The sequence below is a fragment of the Nocardia sp. NPDC024068 genome, assembly GCF_040638875.1.
Classification (GTDB): domain Bacteria; phylum Actinomycetota; class Actinomycetes; order Mycobacteriales; family Mycobacteriaceae; genus Nocardia.
Window position 1 is genome coordinate 642,722 of the sequence record NZ_JBEZYU010000001.1, and the last position, 16,380, is coordinate 659,101.

Here is a 16,380-nt window from a genome sequence, read left to right on the forward strand (position 1 = left end):
CGGTGACCCTCACCGACACCGAACTGGCGCCCGCCGATTCCGGCGGGCCGCTACCGGTCGTCGCCGAAGTGCCCGAGGTCGGCGGTATTCCGGTCTCCGGCCTGCTCGCCGAAGCGCCCGCACCGCGCGCGGTGGTGGTCGCGTTGCACGGCGGCGCGGTCGATTCGCGTTATTTCGACTGCCCCGGCCATCCGGAACTGTCGCTGCTGCGGCTCGGGCAACGGCTCGGATACACCGTGCTGGCGCTGGATCGCCCGGGGTTCCGGAGTTCGGCCCCCTACGCCGACCGGCTCACCGACCCGCGCCGCCGGGTCGACCTCATGTACGGCTCCGTCGACGCCCTGCTGGACGGAATCCCCCGGGGCGCGGGGGTTTTCCTGCTCGCGCATTCGGCGGGCTGTGAACTCGCCGTCCGGATGGCCGCGGCCGACCGCGGCGCGGACCTGCTCGGGCTGGAACTGGCCGGAACCGGCCGCCGGCATCAGCCGGCCGCCCAGGAACTGCTGTGGGGCCCGGCCCGGATGACCGGGCAACGGCCGTCGGGGGTCGGACGGCTCATCTGGGAACAACCCCGCCTCTACCCCCGCGATGTGCTCGGCGGCGCGAGCGTCTCCGCGCGCGGTTCCGCGCTCGAATCCCGCAATCTGCACGACTGGGCGGAACGGGAATTCCTAGGTCTCGCGCCACGTATCCGGATACCGCTGCGCTACAGCCTCGGCGAATACGAGCGGGTATGGCGTAACGATCCCGAGGAGATGACGGCCGCCGGCGCCCTGTTCACGGCCGCGCCGCGGGTCGTCCTGAACCTCAGACCCAATACCGGCCACAACATCAGCCTCGGCCATACGGCCACCGCCTACCACCTCGATGTGCTCTCCTTCGCAGAGGAATGCGTCGTCGCCCGCGAGACCGGACAGTTCTCCGGGCCCACCCTGCAATTCGACGGCGGCGCCGCGCCGCCGGAAAGGTAACCGATGGACGTCACCGATATCGCACTGCTCCTGCTCAGGCTGGTCGTGGGGGCGACCATGATCGCGCACGGGGTCAACCACTGGGTCGGCGGCGGCAAGATCGCCGGAACCGGGCGCTGGTTCAGCAGTCTCGGGTTGCGCAACGGGGTACTGCAGGCGTGGCTGAGTGTGATCACCGAGATCGGCGCGGGGGTGCTGCTCGTCCTCGGGCTGCTGACACCGCTGGCCGCCGCGGCCGTGGTGTCGGTGATGCTGGTCGCCGCGCTGCTGGCGCATCGGACCAACGGGTTCTTCGTGATGAAGGACGGTTACGAGTACGTCCTCGTCCTGGGCGTGGTCTGCGTGGTGATCGGCCTGCTGGGCCCCGGGTGGCTCTCGCTGGATCACGCCGCGGGAATCGAGATCACCGGCTGGGCGGGCGGCGGTATCGCGCTCGGGGTCGGGGTGCTCGCGACAGCCGCACTACTGGCCGTGTTCTGGCGGCCGCGGGCGCCCGAACCGGCCACCCCGAACACCGAATCCTGAACAGTACGAACGGAGAGTCATATGCGAGTCGGATTCATCGGACTGGGAAGTCAGGGCGGGCCGATGGCCCGCCGTATCGTCGAGGGCGGATATCAGACCACCCTGTGGGCCCGCCGGGCGGCGAGTACCGACCCCTACGCGGACACCAAGGCGAAGATCGCCGAAACCCCGGCGGCCCTGGCCGCCGAAAGCGATCTGGTCTGCCTCTGTGTGGTCGGCGACGCCGATGTGCGGGAGGTCCTGGAACGCGAGGACGGCGTGCTGGCCGGCTTCGCCGCTTCCGCGCCGGGGCGGAGCACGCGGCCCGTCATCGCCATCCACAGCACCGTGCACCCCGATACCTGCCGAGATCTGGCCTCGGCCGCTGCCGCGCAGGGGATCTCGCTGATCGACGCGCCCGTCAGCGGCGGTGCGCCCGCGGTCGAGGCCGGGCGGCTGCTGGTGATGGCGGGTGGTGACACCGCGACCCTCGAGCGCTGCCTGCCGGTCTTCGAGACGTACGCGAACCCGGTGGTGCACCTCGGTGATATCGGCGCCGGGCAGACCACCAAACTGCTCAACAATCTGCTCTTCACCGCGCATATGGCGACCGCGGTCAGCACCCTGGAACTCGGCGAGCGACTCGGCGTGAGCCCGCAGAAACTCGGCGAAGTGATCGGCAACGGCAGCGGGAACAGCTTCGCGCTCGGCCGGATCCTGGCCGGCGGCGGATCACTGGACCAGATCGCCACGCACGCCGGAGATCTGCTGCGCAAGGATGTCCGGCTGATCGGCGAACTGGCCGCGGCGGCCGGTATCACACCGGGCGCGGTACTCGATACCGCGGACGCGACGCTGGCCCTGATGGGCCGGCCCCGCTGAACCCGCGCCGCACCGGCCGCCCGTCGCGTGCCCCGGTGCGCCCCACCGGGGCACGGTGATTCCGCGCCCCACGAACGAAGGAGAACCGAGTGCGTATCGGATTCGTCGGCGCCGGCCGGATGGGCGTCCCCATGATCCGGCGTCTCGTCGCGGCGGGCCACGAGGTGCGCGCGGTCGGCCGCACCCCCGCCGCCCGCGACGCGATCACCGGCGCCGGCGCCACCGCGGTCGGCGCCGCGCCCGAAGCGGGCCGGCAGGCCGACGCCGTGGTGATCTGTGTCTTCACCGACCAGCAGGTGCGCGAGGTATGCCTGGACAGCGGCCTGCTGGAAACCATGCCCGCCGGATCGTTGCTGATCCTGCACACCACCGGCAGTCCCGATACCGCGACCGCGATCGCGGCCGCACCGGCGGCCGCCGGCCGGCCGGTGGTGGACGCCCCGGTCAGCGGCGGCCCGCACAATATCGCCGACGGCAGTCTGACGGTCTTCCTCGGCGGCGCCCCGGAGGCGGTCGAACGCGCCCGGCCCGTCCTGGCCGCCTATGCCGACCCGATACTGGCGGTCGGCGCGCTCGGAAACGGCCAGCGGGTGAAACTGGTCAACAATTCGCTGTTCGCCGCCCAGATCGGCCTCGTCACCGAGGCCGTGCGCCTGGCCGGGCAACTCGGTCTGGCCGAATCCGAGATACTCGCCGCGCTTCCGCACGCGAGCAGTTCGAGCCGGGCCGTGCTGAGCGTGGCCGCGAAGGGCTCGGTCGCGGCCTTCTCCGAATCCGTCGGCGATTTCCTGCGCAAAGATGTCGCGGTGGCCCGGGAACTGGCCGCTCGGCTCGGCAGCGACCTGGGTCTGCTCGATCCCGCGATCCGGGCCGCGGTCGAACCCGCCTGATATCGGCCGGGGCTCATCCGAGGGCCGGCCAGTCCGGAGACCGGCCGAGCATCCGCAGGATCCGCTGCAGCGGAGAGCCGGTGTCGGCCCCCGGTAACGCCCGCGCGAAGGGTGAACCCGGATTCTCGCGCTCCGGGCCGTCGGGGACTGCGGCGGCGATGCCCAGTACCGCATCGGTGCAGGCCGCGTCCGGTTCGTAGTCCAGTCCGAGGGCGCGCGCCAGATCCCAGCCGTGCACCACGTAGTCGACCAGATGGAAACCGAGGGCCTGGTGTCCGGGCACGGTGACGGCGGGGCCGAATTCCGGTAACGCGAATATCCGATCGGGCACATCGGCGGGTTCGAAAGCGCGCAGCACCTCGTCGGCGGCTTCGGTGTACTCGGCCGGGGTGTGCGCACCGGGTGTGCGCGGCTGCCACACCGCGAGATCGGCTCCGGCACCGCGGGCCGCGGCGGCGAAACCGCGGTGTTGTGCGGCCATATGCGCCAGTAGGTCACCGACCGTCCAGGCAGTGCAGGGGGTCGGTGACAAGAGGTGCTCGGGGGTGACGAGTTCGGCGGTTTTCACGGTATCGAGGACCGCGGTGCGGTCGAGGTCACGAAGGTTCGGAGTCATACCGCAATAATATGCAGCTGCCTATCATATGTCCATGCACATTATTTTCGGCCGGTAGGTTCTACCCATGGGATCAACGGACCGGCCGGACCTGGCGGCAATGCTCGCGCCGCTGACCCGCAGTCTCATCGCCATGGAGTTGCCCATCCTGGACGACCACGGACTGACCATGTGGGCCTACTCCGTCCTGACGGCGCTGTCCGCGGGCCCGGCCCGCGGCCAAGGGGTACTCGCCCAGGAGATCGGCGCGGACAAGACGCGCATCATCGCGACCCTCGACGATCTCCAGGCCCGCGGCCTGATCGAACGCACCCCCGATCCGGCCGACCGGCGTGCGCGCCTGCTCGAACTCACCGCCGCGGGGCGCCGGCTCCACGGCGCCGCGCAGGCCGGGATCCGGGCGCGGGAGGAGGAGTTACTGGAGCGACTCCCCGCCGCCGACCGCCGCGGCTTCCTCAACGCACTGCGGATCCTCCGCGCCAGCGGCCCCGAGACCGGCGAATAGCCGCGCGATCGACCGGCCACCGCGCGCGACCCCGTCAGTTCCCCCGCAGCACCCGCAGCGGCGCGTGGTTCGCCCAGCCCTCCTCCGGCCAGTTGAACCAGCCCGCCGAGGCCGAGGTGCCGCCGTCGGGATGCAGGGTGGTGCCGGTGAGATAGGACGCAAGCCGCGAGGCCAGGAACACCGCGCAGCCCGAGATATCGCCGGGCTCTCCCGCCCGGCCCATCGGGATCGCGACCCGCACACCCTCGGGATCCAGCATCGCGTTGTCACCGGTCCCGATCCGTTCCAGATTCGGGGTGGGCACGAAATCCGGGGCGATGTTGTTGACCCGGATACCGTCCGGCGCGACCTCGATCGCGAGTGTGCGCGCGAACTGCTCCACCGCCGCCTTCGCCGCCGCGTACACCGCGAAACCCGGTGCCGCGCGGTGCGCCTCGATGGTGGAGATATTGATGATGCTGCCACCGCGACCGCCCGCCCGCATCCGCGGCACGGCGAGGTGGCAGGCGTGCAGCACATGGGTCAGATTGGTGCGCAGCAGGGCGTCCCAGCCCTTCGGGCGCGTCTCGGTGAACGGGCTGCGGAAGGTCCCGCCCACCACGTTCACCAGGATGTCGAGCCGGCCCCAGCGCTCGTCCACCGCGGCGAACAGCGCGGCCAGCACCTCCGGGTCCCGGGCGTCGCCGTGCACCACGAGGGCGTCGCAGCCGCGATCGCCGAGGAACTCCCGCAGGTCCGCCACGGCGTCGGCATCGATATCGACCACCGCCGGCCGTACGCCGTTGTCCGCCAGATCCGTGACCACCGCCCGGCCCAGACCCCCGGCACCGCCGGTGACCACCGCGACGGTACCGGCCAAACCGGCACGCTCCTCGAACCAGCCCATCGTCGCGCCTCTCAATCGATGTAGGTCGTGCCGAACGACGACAGGAACTCGAGGGTCACGGCCGGGTCCACGGTGTCGTGCACCCCCGCCCGCGTGGAGACGGTGATCCAGTCGACGCCGGCCCGGGCCAGCGCCTCGAACGCCTTGCGGTGCGGTTCCGGATCCTCACCGGGGCCGGTGAGACCGGTATGGCTGTAGGAGTACACCAGATCGATATGGTCGGTGCGCCCGGCGTTTTCGGCCGCCGATCGCACCTCGGCGATCTTGCGGGCGAGGTCGTCGATGGAACCGAGCTCCGGGGTCCGGGCCGTCGAACTGAGCTCCGCTCCGCCCGACATCGGTATCCAGCCGTGCGCGGCCCGGGCCACGCGCCGCCGGCTGAGCGCGGAGTTGCCGCCGATCCAGATCGGAATCGGCTGCTGCACCGGCGTCGGCCGGGCCTGGACGTCACGGGCACTGAAATGGGTGCCGGTATAGCTGAACGGCTCGCCCTTCCAGTGCAGCGGCAGGACGTCGAGGGCCTCGTCGAACAGCGTGTTGCGTTCCTCGAAATCGATGCCGACGGCGTGGAATTCGCCCTTGAGGTAGCCGGTGCCGATACCGAGGATCGCCCGCCCACCGGAGAGTTTGTCCAGTGTCGCCGCCGCTTTCGCCAGCAGCATCGGGTTGCGGTAGGGCGCCACCGACAGATAGGTGATCAACCGGATGCGGCTGGTCAGCGCCGCGGCGTAGCCCAGGGCGACGAACGGGTCCAGGGTCTGATGACCGCCCGCGCCCAGCCAGCGCGCTCCCGGCGCCGGATGCTCGCTGAGTGAGAATCCGGCGAAGCCCGCCTCCTCGGCGGCGGCGGCCACCTCGCCGAGCGGCCCGGGGTCGAGGATATCGGCGTCCACGCCGCCGGTCTCCGGATAGTGGAAGATGAACCGCACTGTTACCTCCGCGTATTCGAGACGAACCGGTCCGCTACCGGCCGCGCCTGACCTCGTTGAACGGCACATCGCGATCGGCGGCGTACTCCCGCGGCATACCGAGCACCCGCTCGCTGATCACATTGCGGGCCATCTCGGTACTGCCGCCGGCCAGGCTCCAGGCCGCGCGGAACAGGAAATCCGTCCCGATCTTCGCGGTATCGGCCGGATCGCCGGGCGCGTGCGTGGCCGCCGCCGAACCGGCGATCTTGACCGCCATATCCGTTTGCAGCCAGGAGTATTCGGCACTGAACAGCCGGGTGATCGAACCGGCCGCGGGCGGCAGCTCCCCGGCCATGATGCCGCGGGTGATATGGGCGATGAGCTGATCACGCACCACGGCCATGGCGCGCGCTTCGCCCACGTCCTCGCGCACCCGCGCGTCGTCCAGCTGACCGGTGTCACGGGCCAGTTCGAAGATCGGGGAATCCTCGCCGCCCATATGCGGCCGCGCGCCACTGATGTAGGGCGAGGTGCCGCCGATCGCGGACCGCTCGTGGTAGAGCAGCCGCGACGCGGCCTCCCAGCCGTTGTCCACCTGACCCAGTACCGCGTCGTCGCCCAGGCTCACATCGTCGAAGAACTCCTGGCAGAACTCGGTCGACCCGGTGACCTGTTTGATCCGCTGCACGGTGACCCCGTCGGCACCCATGGGCACCAGGAACATGGTCAGCCCACGGTGTTTGGGCACTTCCCAATTGGTGCGGGCCAGGCACAGCCCGTAATCGGCCGCGTACGCACCCGAACTCCAGATCTTCGAGCCGTTGAGGATCCAGCGGTCGCCGTCCCGTTCGGCGCGGGTGGTCAGGCCGGCCAGATCCGAGCCGCCGTTGGGTTCGGACAGCAGTTGCACCAGCAGTTCGTCCCCGCGCAGTACCGCGGGCAGGTGCTCGCGCTTCTGCTCCTCGGTGCCGAGATCCAGCAGGGTCGCGGCGCAGATGGACAGCGTGGGCACATTCAGGATGACCGGCATCTCGTAGCGGTACGACTCCTTGGTGAAGGCCTGCTGGTGCGCCGGTGTGAGACCGAGGCCGCCGTACTCCTCCGGGAAACAGATTCCCGCGAAACCGCCGTCGAACAGCAGCCGCTGCAGCTCGCGGGTCCGGTCCCATTCCTCTTTGCTGTCGGGCGGGCCCTGGTCCGGCGGGGCGGGCGGAAGATTGTCGCGCAACCAGACCCGGGCGCGCTCCCGGAATTCGGCGACGGGTTCGACTTCGGTGGTCATAGCGGTACTGCCTTCCACGAGGAGATCGCCGCGTCAGGCGGCGGCGACGAGAAGTTCGGTGATACGGCGCCGGTGCTCCTCCGGAGTGCCGTAGAGCGCGCGTCCCAGACCGATCCGCCGCAGGTACAGGTGCAGATCGTGTTCCCAGGTGACCCCGATCCCGCCGTGCAGCTGCACACAGTCCTGGCCGATCACCGGGGCCTTCGCTCCCACATAGGATTTCGCGACGCTGACCGCCTCGTCCGCGCTCGCCGGATCGTCGTCGCAGGCGGCGGCAGCCGCCGCCGCGGTCGCCCGGCAGGCCTCCAGCCAGGTCTTGTTGTCCGCCATCCGGTGCTTGAGGGCCTGATAGGAGGCCAGGGGCCGGCCGAAGGTGAAGCGATCGTTCAGCCAGCCCAGGGTCGCGTCCAGGGCTTTATCGGTGGCGCCGACCATCTCCGCGGCGGTGAGCACGGCCGCGGTATGCAATTGGGCGCGGACCGCGGCGACCGCCGCGGCGCCGGTATGTGTGACCGCTTCGGCGGGTACCGCCACCGCGTCGAAATCGACCCGGGCCGTCCGCCGGACCAGATCCAGCGTCCAGGTGGGGGTGATGGATACGCCGGGTGCGTCCGCGGGGACCAGGACCTGGACGGGCCCTTCCGGTCCACGCGCGGTCACCAGGAAGGTATCGGCGCGGTCGCCGGACTCGACGCGGTCCTTCGCGCCGGTGAGGCGGTAACCGGTGCCGTCTGCGACCGCGGTGACCGTATCGGCGGCGGCCGCGGGTTCGTCGGTGAGGGCGGCGATCACGTCCATACCGTGTCCGGGTTCGTAGATGGCCCATGAGGCGATCCGGGTGCCCGCGGCGATCTCCGCCACTGTCGCACCGAATCCCTCGCCCGCGTCGGCGAGACCGGCCAGCACCGCGTTGGTGGTCACGAAGGGGCCCGGTGCGCACGCGCGGCCGAGTTCGGTGGCCACCAGCGCCAGTTCGGTGAGCGGACGACCGGAAATCGTTCCGCCGCCGTGTTCCTCGGCGACCAGCATGGCGGTCCAGCCCAATTCGGTGGCCGAACGCCACCAGTCCGCCTCGAATCCGGTACCACTCTCGCCGAGCGCGCGTACTGTCGCGACCGGAACCGTTCCGGCCAGGAATTCCCGGGTTGTCTGCTGGAAGAGCCGCTGGTCAGCGGTGAGGTCGAGGTTCATTTTGTCCGGTCCTCCGGTTGACGCACGGCACGCCGTGTGGAAATCTCATACTCACAGATGAGAGTTATATTCTCAAATGCGAAAGTCAACCGGCGGAGCTGCTCGTGGCGGTAGGAGCCGGCGAAGCGAAGGGACCCGTCACGTGAAAAACTTCGAGGATCTCGATTTCTTCCTCGGTCAAGAACTGGTAGCCGACCCCTACCCGTACTTCCAGGCTCTTCGCGAAAAGTGCCCGGTGACACGGGAGCAGCACCACAACGTCATGATGGTCACCGGTTACGACGAAGCGCTGGAGATCCTCAACGACGCGCAGCAGTACTCGTCGTGCATTTCGGTCACCGGCCCGTTCCCGGGTTTTCCCGTCCCCATCGACGAGAACTCCGATGTGGACGCCCTCATCGCCGAACACCGCGATTCGCTGCCGCTCAGCGACCAGCTGCCGACGCTGGATCCGCCCACCCACACCGCGCATCGCGGCCTGCTCATGCGGCTCATCACCCCCAAACGCCTCAAGGAGAACGAAGAGGCGATGTGGGATATGGCCGATAAGGTGCTCGACGAATACCTCGCGCCCGGCAAGGGCGACCTCATCCGGGATTTCGCCGGGCCCTTCACCCTCTACATCATCGCCGACCTGCTCGGCGTCCCCACCGAAGACCAGCAGGAATTCCTCAACGCCCTCCAGCGCGACCCGCACCGCACCGAAACCGTGGGCAGCACCGAGGGCGAAGGCGGGATGTCGCACAACCCCATCGAATTCCTCTACGCGAAATTCTCGGCGTATATCGACGACCGGCGCGCCGACCCCCGGGCCGATGTCCTGACCAGCCTCGCCGAGGCCACCTTCCCGGACGGCAGTCGGCCGGAGGTACTCGATGTGGTGCGGGTGGCGGCCAACCTGTTCTCGGCCGGCCAGGAGACCACGGTCCGGCTGCTGTCCTCGGCGCTCAAGATGATCGCCGAGGATCGGGAACTGCAGCGGTGGCTGCGGGAGGACCACGAGCGGATCAACAACTTCATCGAAGAGATGCTGCGCATGGAGAGCCCGGTGAAGGGCGACTTCCGGATGGCGAAGACGACCACCACGGTCGCCGGTGTCGAAGTGCCCGCCGGTACGGTCCTGATGCTGGCCAACGGCGGCGCCAACCGCGACCCCCGCCGGTTCGAGAACCCGGATACCTTCGACGCCCAGCGGTCCAACGCCCGCTCCCATATCGCCTTCGGCCGCGGTATCCACACCTGCCCGGGTGCTCCGCTGGCCCGGGCCGAGGCGAAGGTCGCGATCAAACGCCTGCTCGAACGCACCACCGATATCCGGATCGACGAAAGCGTGCACGGGCCGGCGGACAACCGCGACTACACGTATCTGCCGACGTTCATCCTCCGCGGAATCACGTCGCTGCACCTGGAATTCGACCGCACGGAAGGGTAGGTCCCATGAAGGTCATCGTCGACGCGGACTCCTGTAAAGGCCACGGTATCTGCACCACGCTGTGCTCGGAGGTCTTCACGCTCAACGATTACGGCTACGCCGAGGCCATCGACACCGAGATCCCCGCGGATCTCCAGGAGGCGGTGACCACCGCCAAGGACGCCTGCCCCGAGTGGGCCATCAAGATCGTCGACGAATAGGCGTGCCGGTCCGGACCTCATGGCGAGAGGTCCGGATCCGACCCTGCGGCCCATTCACCCACCTATGCCGGCGTGGATACGGGACTGGTGGACGTGGAGGTGAACTACACGGTCGGCCTTCCCGATCCCGAAGGCGATATCTTCGCCCGGAACACGGCCGTCTTCAAGCGGAGGAACAGATGGTCGGTCGACAACGACTACCGCATCATCACCCGGAAATTCGACCACCGCTTCCGTGTCCTGCGTATCCACGACCCGCGAGACGGATTCACGCTGTCCCTGAAAGAGGGCAAGATCGGTAACCTCTGGCTCACCTGCAGCGCTCCAGCGGCACGCCCCAGCGATGTCACATCCGAAGCCTCGGTACCCACCGCGCCCAGGTGATCCCGGAGCATGAGCGTCGATCCGGCACGGCACCCTCGCCGCCGGTGGTGGCAGCGCCGTGAACACTCCGGCCGGGCGGCTCCGGCGGGGTTCACCGAGCGGCAGATCGCGGCGTTGGCGCATCTCGGATTCCGGCCCGGCGATCCGAACTACGAGATGCGCCCGGACGAAACGGGGGACGACGACCAGCGGGTCGCCTACATCGTCACCGCGGTGCTCCGCGAGGTATTCGGAATCCGGAACCCGGACGATCTCACCGCCGAACGCTTCTGACCGGCTACTCGCCGCGCCACTGCGGCGGTCGCTTTTCCGCGAATGCCGCGGGTCCCTCCTGCGCATCCGCACTGCGATAGGCGCGCGCGGCGGAATGGCGGGCCGCCTGGAGCGCCGCCGATCGGCCCATTTCCGTGGCCAGCATGACCGTTTCGCGGGCGGCGCGCACCGAGAGCGGCGCCCCGGCCAGGACTTTCCCCGCCAACTTCAATGCCGTCGGCAGCAACTCGTCCGGTTCGGCCAGCCGGTTCACCAGACCGATTTCGTAGGCGCGCCGGGCGGTGATCGGGTCGCCGGTGAGCAGGATTTCCATCATGATCCGCTGCGGGATCATATGGATCAGCGGCGCCGCCCACGGTGAGCTGCGGCCGACCTTCACCTCGGTCACCGCGAAGGTGGCGGTGGTGCTGGCCACGCAGAGATCGCAGGCCTGGGCGATCATCCAGCCGCCGGCGAAGGCGGCCCCGTTCACCGCGGCGATGGTGGGTTTGGACAGTTCGATCGTGTCGTAGGGCAGCGGGAACATCTCCCGGGGCGGCTCGGCCATCCGGGTCTCCACCATCTCCGCGAGATCCCCGCCGGCGCAGAATGCCTTGGATCCGGACCCGGTGAGTACCGCGATCCGGAGGGCCGGATCGTGTTCGAATCGGTCCCACGCCTCGAACAGGCCCTCCCGGATATCCTTGTCCAGGCAGTTGCGGCGCCCCGGACGATTCAGGGTGATCACCGCGATCCCGTCGGGCCGGGCATCGAACAGTACGGCGTCGTCGGTCATTCAGAATCCTCTTCGCTGGATCTCGTAGGCGTCGCGGGACAGCTCTTCCCGGAAGTCCGGGTGCGCGATCGCGATCAATCGCCGGGTTCGTTCGGCCAGATCGCGGCCGGCGAGTTCGGCGGCGCCGAACTCGGTGACGATCACATCGACATCGCTGCGGGCGGTGGTCACCGGACCCGACAGGCGGGCGGCGATCCGGGAGACCGAACCGCCGCGGGCGGTGGCGGGAAGCGCGATCACGGAGTGTCCGCCACGGGACCGGACCCCGGCGCGGACGAAATCGACCTGTCCCCCGGTACCCCCGAGGTAGGCGGCACCGCTCTGTTCCGCGTTCACCTGACCGGTGAGGTCGACCTCGAGCGCGGAGTTCAGGGTCACCAGACCGTCCACCTGCGCCAGCACGGCCGCGTCATGGGTGTAGGAGGTGGCGCACAGGCGCAGATCGGGATTGCGATGGGCGAACCGGTACAGGCGATCGGTGCCGATGAGCGCGCCGGTGACCGAGACGCCCGGGTCGATCCGTTTACGCGCGTTGGTGAGCACCCCGGCCTCGACCAGATCCACCAGACCGTCGCCGATCATGCCGGAGTGCACGCCCAGATCGCGGCGGTCGCCCAGCTGCCGCAGCACGGCATCGGGCACCGCGCCCACACCGGTTTGCAGGACCGAACCGTCCTCGATATAGGAGGCGACGTACTTCGCGATGGCCTCGTCGAGAGGCCCGATCGCGGCGGGCGGCACCTGCACCGGTGGCCGGGATACGGTGACCGCGCAGTCGATCTCGCGGGTGTCCAGACCTTCTCCGGGAACGAACGGCACCCGGTCGTTCACCTCGGCGATCACCACCCGGGCGCGGTCGACGGCCGCGCGGGTGTGATCGCCGATCAGGCCGAAGCTGTGGCGGCCGTGCTCGTCGGCCGGGCTCACCTGGACGAACGCCACCTCGCAGCCGAGGATCCCGTCCTCGATCATCGGACCGACCCGGCTCACATGGCACGGGACGATCCCCAGCTTGTGGGCCTTGGCCAAGGATCGCAGGGTACCGATGGCACCCATACTCGACAGGGCGAATCCGTCCACGGATTCGGGGGTGAAGATTCCGGAGAAGCTGGTCGCGACGAACGCCGACAGCCCGCCGATCTCGCCGCCCTGCGCGATCAGCGCCTCGATCAGCGTGCTGGGTTCACCGCACGCCTGCCCGATCACGATGCGGTCGCCCGGACGCAGGAACTGCCGGAGATCCAGATCGGCAGCGGTGACCTCGATGGTCATCGGCTGCCTCCCTGATCCACCGGAGCGGCGCCGCGGCCCGCGGATTCCGCCGGGCCGTTACCGGCCGCCTCGACGGCCGGGGGCGCGGGCGAGGTGCCGGAGACGTCCGGTGTCGAGGCCGTCCGGCCCAGGATCTCGTCGGTATCGGCGCCCAGGCGCGGGGCCGGGCCGGCCACCCGGCCCGGGGTGCGGGAGAACCAGGTGGGCGGTCCGGGGAATCGCACCGGACCGTCGGGGGTGTCGACGGTCTCGAAGAAACCCGCCGCGTTCAGGTGCTCGTTGTCGAAGAGTTCGTCGAGGGTGCGCACCGGTGCGCACGGGATTTCCAGCGAGTTCAGCAGTTCCAGCCATTCGGCGGTGGTCCGGGTGGCGAAGGTTTCGCGCAGATGGGCGTACACGGTGCCGATCTGCCGGGCACGCTGGGCCAGGGTGGCGAATTCCGGTCCGGCCCAGGCCGGGCGGACCGCGTTCACGAAGGCGTTCCACTGTTTGTCGTTGTAGACCAGCGCCGAGATGTAGCCATCCGCGGTGCGATACGGCGCGCGTTCGGTGGTCACCGCACGCGGATAGGCGGCGGTACCCAGCGGCGGGTCGAACATCGCGCCGTTGGCATGTTCGACCAGCATGAACGAGGCCATGGTCTCGAACATGGCGACCTCGACCTCCTGCCCCTCGCCGGTCCGTTCCCGGTGGAACAGGGCCATCATGGTGGCGTAGAGCGCGGTCATTCCGGCCACCTTGTCGGCCATGATGGTGCCGACATAGCCCGGTTCACCGGTGAGCAGCCGCTGGACGTGCGGTAACCCGCATTCGGCCTGGATGGTGTCGTCGTAGGCGGTGCGATCGGCCTCGGGACCGCGCCGGCCGTAGCCGTAGCAGTTGGTGTAGACGATCCCCGGGTTCACCGCGGCCACCTGCGCGTACCCGAACCCGAGGGCGGTGACCGCCCGGCCGCGCATGGAATGGATGAACACATCGGCGCCGGCGATCAGCTCCCGTAGCGCCGCCTTGTTCTCCTCGCGCCGCAGATCCAGTACGACACTGCGCTTTCCGCGGTTGACGTTGACGAAGACCCCGGCCATCCCCTCCTGGGGGCCCACCGAGATATAACGGGTGTTGTCACCCGCCGGGGGTTCGATCTTGATGACCTCGGCACCCATATCGGCCATGATCTGGGTGCAGTACGGGCCCATCACCATGGACGTCAGATCGATCACCCGCACTCCGGCCAACGGCCCTGTGTGCTGCATACGCCCTACCTCCACCGGGCCACCGGGACAAATCAGCGGCTATCTGATGAATCTTTGTAAGGATAGTGATATCAAGTAGAGGTGCCCAGTTTCAATGGCGACACCGCCGCACCCCGGCTCCCGGCGTCCATCGCCGAGGTCCTGGGACCCGCACTGGCCCGGAACCCCGAGGCCACCGCGCTGGAAGCGGTTTCGGGTACCTGGACCTACCGCGAACTCGACCGACGCGCCGACGCGGCGGCCGCGGCGCTGTGGTCTCTCGGAGTCCGGCCCGGTGACCGGGTCGGCGCCTGCCTGCCCAACGATCTCGAGATCGTCGCCGCTTTCCACGGTGCCCAGCGCATCGGTGCGATCTGGGCGGGAATCGGGGAGGCGCTGGCCGTCGGCGAACAGCGGTACCTGCACGATCTGATCGAACCGGCGGTCATCCTGGCCGGCGACCGGTACCTGGTCGACTCACCGGCACGCGTGGATGCCGAGAGATGGGCCGCCGCGCAATCCGCGTCGGATGCGCCCCCGGTCGCCGCGGACCTCGACGCACCCGCCGCGATCGCGTTCACCAGCGGCACCTCCGGCCGGCCCAAGGCCGTGGTGCACAGCCAGCGCAATCTGCTGCTGCCCGGCGCCGCCCTGGTGGCCACCCGCGGTTACGGCCCGGATCTACGCAAAGGCGATAGTTTCCCGTTCACGATCCTCAACCTGATGGTCCTGTCCACCCTGCTCACCGCCCAGGCGGGCGGCTGCGCGGTGATCATGAACCGGCGTGACCTCGCCGGGGTCGCCGAATGGATCGCGACCCGCGGGGTCACGGTCTGGAACGGCGCCCCGGCCCAGCTCTACGACCTGGCCGCCCGGCCGGATCTGGACCTGAGTTCGCTGCGCGAGGTGTGGAGCGGCGGCAGCGATACCCCGGATACAGTGCGCACGGCGTTCGCCGACGCGCACGGCCTCGTTCCCCGGGTGACCTACGGTCTGACGGAGGCGCCCACCGTGGTCGCCATCGACCCGCCCGATTCACACTGGCGTCCCCGGTCCAGCGGCCGGGTGCTGCCACAATTCGATGTGGCCGCCTACGACGACGACGGAAACCGGCTCGCTCCGGGCGAACTCGGCGAGCTGTCCCTGTCCGCGCGCACCGAAGGCCCCTGGGCCGGACTGTGGCGCCCCCTGCTCGGTCACTGGTCCGGCGGCGGGATCACCCCTCCTCCGGACGGGCCGGTGCCCACCGGGGATATCGGCACCGTGGATGCCGAAGGCTGGCTCACCGTGCTGGACCGCAAGAAGATGGTGATCATCCGGGGCAGCGCCAACGTCTACCCGCTGGAGGTGGAACGGGTATTGGCCGGTCATCCGGCTGTCGTGAAAGCGGCGGTCTGCGGGGTACCGCACGAGAGATTGGGCCAGCAGGTCGCGGCGGTGATCGAAACCGATGGCGCCGAGCTCGATTTCGCGGCGCTCGCGCAGTTCTGCCGGGGTGAGCTCGCCGGGTACAAGGTGCCCGAGGTCTGGGCCGTGGTCGACAGCCTGCCGATCAACGCGATGGGCAAAGTGGTGCGCACAGAATTGCCCGCCCTCGCCCTCCGTGGCGGTTCGGCATGAGCGCCGATCGCGCGGCGGCGATGCGCCCGTTCGAACTCGACGGCCGGGTCGCGGTGGTGACGGGCGGGTCGTCCGGATTGGGCGCCGCGGTGAGCCGCGCCCTCGCGGGACTGGGTGCCCGGGTGGCCGTCGTCGCCCGGCGCCGGGATCGCCTGGAGACCCTCGCCGCCGAGATCGACGGGCTGGCGCTGGGCTGCGATCTGTCCGACCCGGCCGGGATCTCCGAGGCCGTCCCCGCCATCGTCGATGGGCTCGGCCCACCGGAGATCCTGATCAACGCCGCGGGCAACAGGTTCGGCACCGAACGCGCCGAATCCGAACCGCTCGACGATATCCGCCGCACTCTGGACCTGAATCTGGTGGCGCCGCTGCTGCTGGCCCAGCAGGTCTTCCCGCATATGCGCGACCGGGGCCGCGGGTCGATCGTGAACGTGTCCTCGATCAGCGGCCAGGTGGGCGTCCCCGGTATTCCGCAGGCGTCCTATGCCGCGAGCAAGGCCGGACTGTCCGGACTGACCGCCGAACTCGCCGTGCAGTGGGCGCGCCATTCCATCCGG

Annotated in this window: 19 protein-coding genes; 11 read left to right on the top strand and 8 right to left on the bottom strand. The window is 69.4% G+C overall.

Annotation, left to right across the window (positions count from 1 at the left end):
* Nucleotides 1-2 precede the first annotated feature (2 nt).
* From AB0F41_RS02785 to AB0F41_RS02800, 4 genes are all read left to right on the top strand, one after another.
* Nucleotides 3-971: an alpha/beta hydrolase gene (locus AB0F41_RS02785; protein ID WP_357420948.1), complete on the top strand. Its 969-nt coding sequence runs from the start codon at nucleotides 3-5 to the stop codon at nucleotides 969-971.
* A gap of 3 nt (nucleotides 972-974) precedes the next feature.
* Nucleotides 975-1,496 (top strand): DoxX family protein, encoded by a 522-nt coding sequence (locus AB0F41_RS02790; protein WP_357420949.1) that lies wholly within the window; start codon nucleotides 975-977, stop codon nucleotides 1,494-1,496.
* A 21-nt stretch (nucleotides 1,497-1,517) separates the two neighbouring features.
* Nucleotides 1,518-2,357, top strand: coding sequence for an NAD(P)-dependent oxidoreductase (locus AB0F41_RS02795; protein WP_357420950.1), 840 nt, complete (start codon nucleotides 1,518-1,520; stop codon nucleotides 2,355-2,357).
* 89 nt (nucleotides 2,358-2,446) lie between these two features.
* Nucleotides 2,447-3,247 carry an NAD(P)-dependent oxidoreductase gene (locus tag AB0F41_RS02800; protein WP_357420951.1) on the top strand — a complete coding sequence of 267 codons (801 nt, stop codon included), beginning with the start codon at nucleotides 2,447-2,449 and terminating at the stop codon, nucleotides 3,245-3,247.
* Between the two features lie 13 nt (nucleotides 3,248-3,260).
* On the opposite strand, the gene AB0F41_RS02805 is transcribed toward AB0F41_RS02800, so the two are convergent.
* A complete protein-coding gene (locus AB0F41_RS02805; RefSeq protein WP_357420952.1) occupies nucleotides 3,261-3,863 on the bottom strand; it encodes a TIGR03086 family metal-binding protein in 603 nt (200 codons plus the stop codon).
* Between the two features lie 67 nt (nucleotides 3,864-3,930).
* Between AB0F41_RS02805 and AB0F41_RS02810 the strand changes: the two genes are divergently transcribed.
* On the top strand, nucleotides 3,931-4,368 hold the full coding sequence (locus AB0F41_RS02810; protein WP_357420953.1) for a MarR family winged helix-turn-helix transcriptional regulator: 438 nt from the start codon (nucleotides 3,931-3,933) through the stop codon (nucleotides 4,366-4,368).
* A gap of 34 nt (nucleotides 4,369-4,402) precedes the next feature.
* Here AB0F41_RS02810 and AB0F41_RS02815 read toward each other — a convergent pair whose 3' ends face one another.
* Genes AB0F41_RS02815 through AB0F41_RS02830 form a run of 4 tightly spaced genes read right to left on the bottom strand, consistent with a single transcriptional unit; the run spans nucleotide 4,403 to nucleotide 8,638 of the window.
* The gene (locus AB0F41_RS02815; protein WP_357420954.1) at nucleotides 4,403-5,254 is read right to left on the bottom strand and encodes an SDR family NAD(P)-dependent oxidoreductase; all 852 of its coding nucleotides are present in this window, start codon (nucleotides 5,252-5,254) and stop codon (nucleotides 4,403-4,405) included.
* An 11-nt stretch (nucleotides 5,255-5,265) separates the two neighbouring features.
* Complete coding sequence (locus AB0F41_RS02820) at nucleotides 5,266-6,183, bottom strand: LLM class F420-dependent oxidoreductase (RefSeq protein ID WP_357420955.1); 918 nt, start codon at nucleotides 6,181-6,183, stop codon at nucleotides 5,266-5,268.
* Nucleotides 6,184-6,217: 34 nt separating this feature from the next.
* Nucleotides 6,218-7,447: an acyl-CoA dehydrogenase family protein gene (locus tag AB0F41_RS02825; protein WP_357420956.1), complete on the bottom strand. Its 1,230-nt coding sequence runs from the start codon at nucleotides 7,445-7,447 to the stop codon at nucleotides 6,218-6,220.
* Nucleotides 7,448-7,480: 33 nt separating this feature from the next.
* The gene (locus AB0F41_RS02830; protein WP_357420957.1) at nucleotides 7,481-8,638 is read right to left on the bottom strand and encodes an acyl-CoA dehydrogenase family protein; all 1,158 of its coding nucleotides are present in this window, start codon (nucleotides 8,636-8,638) and stop codon (nucleotides 7,481-7,483) included.
* 142 nt (nucleotides 8,639-8,780) lie between these two features.
* Here AB0F41_RS02830 and AB0F41_RS02835 point away from each other — a divergent pair, with 142 nt between their 5' ends.
* The 4 genes from AB0F41_RS02835 (at nucleotide 8,781) to AB0F41_RS02850 (ending at nucleotide 10,927) form a co-directional block, all read left to right on the top strand.
* Nucleotides 8,781-10,070 (top strand): cytochrome P450, encoded by a 1,290-nt coding sequence (locus tag AB0F41_RS02835; RefSeq protein ID WP_357420958.1) that lies wholly within the window; start codon nucleotides 8,781-8,783, stop codon nucleotides 10,068-10,070.
* A 5-nt stretch (nucleotides 10,071-10,075) separates the two neighbouring features.
* On the top strand, nucleotides 10,076-10,270 hold the full coding sequence (locus tag AB0F41_RS02840) for a ferredoxin (protein WP_357420959.1): 195 nt from the start codon (nucleotides 10,076-10,078) through the stop codon (nucleotides 10,268-10,270).
* A gap of 72 nt (nucleotides 10,271-10,342) precedes the next feature.
* Nucleotides 10,343-10,654 carry a hypothetical protein gene (locus AB0F41_RS02845; protein ID WP_357420960.1) on the top strand — a complete coding sequence of 104 codons (312 nt, stop codon included), beginning with the start codon at nucleotides 10,343-10,345 and terminating at the stop codon, nucleotides 10,652-10,654.
* Nucleotides 10,655-10,663: 9 nt separating this feature from the next.
* Nucleotides 10,664-10,927, top strand: a complete 264-nt coding sequence (locus AB0F41_RS02850) for a hypothetical protein (RefSeq protein ID WP_357420961.1) — start codon at nucleotides 10,664-10,666, stop codon at nucleotides 10,925-10,927.
* Between the two features lie 4 nt (nucleotides 10,928-10,931).
* Here AB0F41_RS02850 and AB0F41_RS02855 read toward each other — a convergent pair whose 3' ends face one another.
* Genes AB0F41_RS02855 through AB0F41_RS02865 form a run of 3 tightly spaced genes read right to left on the bottom strand, consistent with a single transcriptional unit; the run spans nucleotide 10,932 to nucleotide 14,224 of the window.
* Nucleotides 10,932-11,702, bottom strand: coding sequence for an enoyl-CoA hydratase-related protein (locus AB0F41_RS02855; protein WP_357420962.1), 771 nt, complete (start codon nucleotides 11,700-11,702; stop codon nucleotides 10,932-10,934).
* A complete protein-coding gene (locus AB0F41_RS02860; RefSeq protein WP_357420963.1) occupies nucleotides 11,703-12,974 on the bottom strand; it encodes an acetyl-CoA hydrolase/transferase C-terminal domain-containing protein in 1,272 nt (423 codons plus the stop codon).
* The gene (locus tag AB0F41_RS02865; protein WP_357420964.1) at nucleotides 12,971-14,224 is read right to left on the bottom strand and encodes a CoA transferase; all 1,254 of its coding nucleotides are present in this window, start codon (nucleotides 14,222-14,224) and stop codon (nucleotides 12,971-12,973) included. Before AB0F41_RS02865 ends, AB0F41_RS02860 begins: the two co-directional genes overlap by 4 nt.
* An 81-nt stretch (nucleotides 14,225-14,305) precedes the next feature.
* Between AB0F41_RS02865 and AB0F41_RS02870 the strand changes: the two genes are divergently transcribed.
* Nucleotides 14,306-15,823, top strand: a complete 1,518-nt coding sequence (locus AB0F41_RS02870) for a class I adenylate-forming enzyme family protein (protein WP_357420965.1) — start codon at nucleotides 14,306-14,308, stop codon at nucleotides 15,821-15,823.
* The coding region (locus tag AB0F41_RS02875; protein ID WP_357420966.1) for an SDR family NAD(P)-dependent oxidoreductase at nucleotides 15,820-16,380 on the top strand (561 nt) is incomplete at its 3' end. The genes AB0F41_RS02870 and AB0F41_RS02875, both read left to right, overlap by 4 nt.

Coding starts and splice junctions, on each gene's coding strand:
- AB0F41_RS02790 (WP_357420949.1), top strand. CDS start 975: ATGGACGTCACCGATATCGCACTGCTCCTGCTCAGGCTGGTCGTGGGG.
- AB0F41_RS02795 (WP_357420950.1), top strand. CDS start 1,518: ATGCGAGTCGGATTCATCGGACTGGGAAGTCAGGGCGGGCCGATGGCC.
- AB0F41_RS02805 (WP_357420952.1), bottom strand. CDS start 3,863: ATGACTCCGAACCTTCGTGACCTCGACCGCACCGCGGTCCTCGATACC.
- AB0F41_RS02810 (WP_357420953.1), top strand. CDS start 3,931: ATGGGATCAACGGACCGGCCGGACCTGGCGGCAATGCTCGCGCCGCTG.
- AB0F41_RS02815 (WP_357420954.1), bottom strand. CDS start 5,254: ATGGGCTGGTTCGAGGAGCGTGCCGGTTTGGCCGGTACCGTCGCGGTG.
- AB0F41_RS02825 (WP_357420956.1), bottom strand. CDS start 7,447: ATGACCACCGAAGTCGAACCCGTCGCCGAATTCCGGGAGCGCGCCCGG.
- AB0F41_RS02830 (WP_357420957.1), bottom strand. CDS start 8,638: ATGAACCTCGACCTCACCGCTGACCAGCGGCTCTTCCAGCAGACAACC.
- AB0F41_RS02840 (WP_357420959.1), top strand. CDS start 10,076: ATGAAGGTCATCGTCGACGCGGACTCCTGTAAAGGCCACGGTATCTGC.
- AB0F41_RS02850 (WP_357420961.1), top strand. CDS start 10,664: ATGAGCGTCGATCCGGCACGGCACCCTCGCCGCCGGTGGTGGCAGCGC.
- AB0F41_RS02855 (WP_357420962.1), bottom strand. CDS start 11,702: ATGACCGACGACGCCGTACTGTTCGATGCCCGGCCCGACGGGATCGCG.
- AB0F41_RS02860 (WP_357420963.1), bottom strand. CDS start 12,974: ATGACCATCGAGGTCACCGCTGCCGATCTGGATCTCCGGCAGTTCCTG.
- AB0F41_RS02865 (WP_357420964.1), bottom strand. CDS start 14,224: ATGCAGCACACAGGGCCGTTGGCCGGAGTGCGGGTGATCGATCTGACG.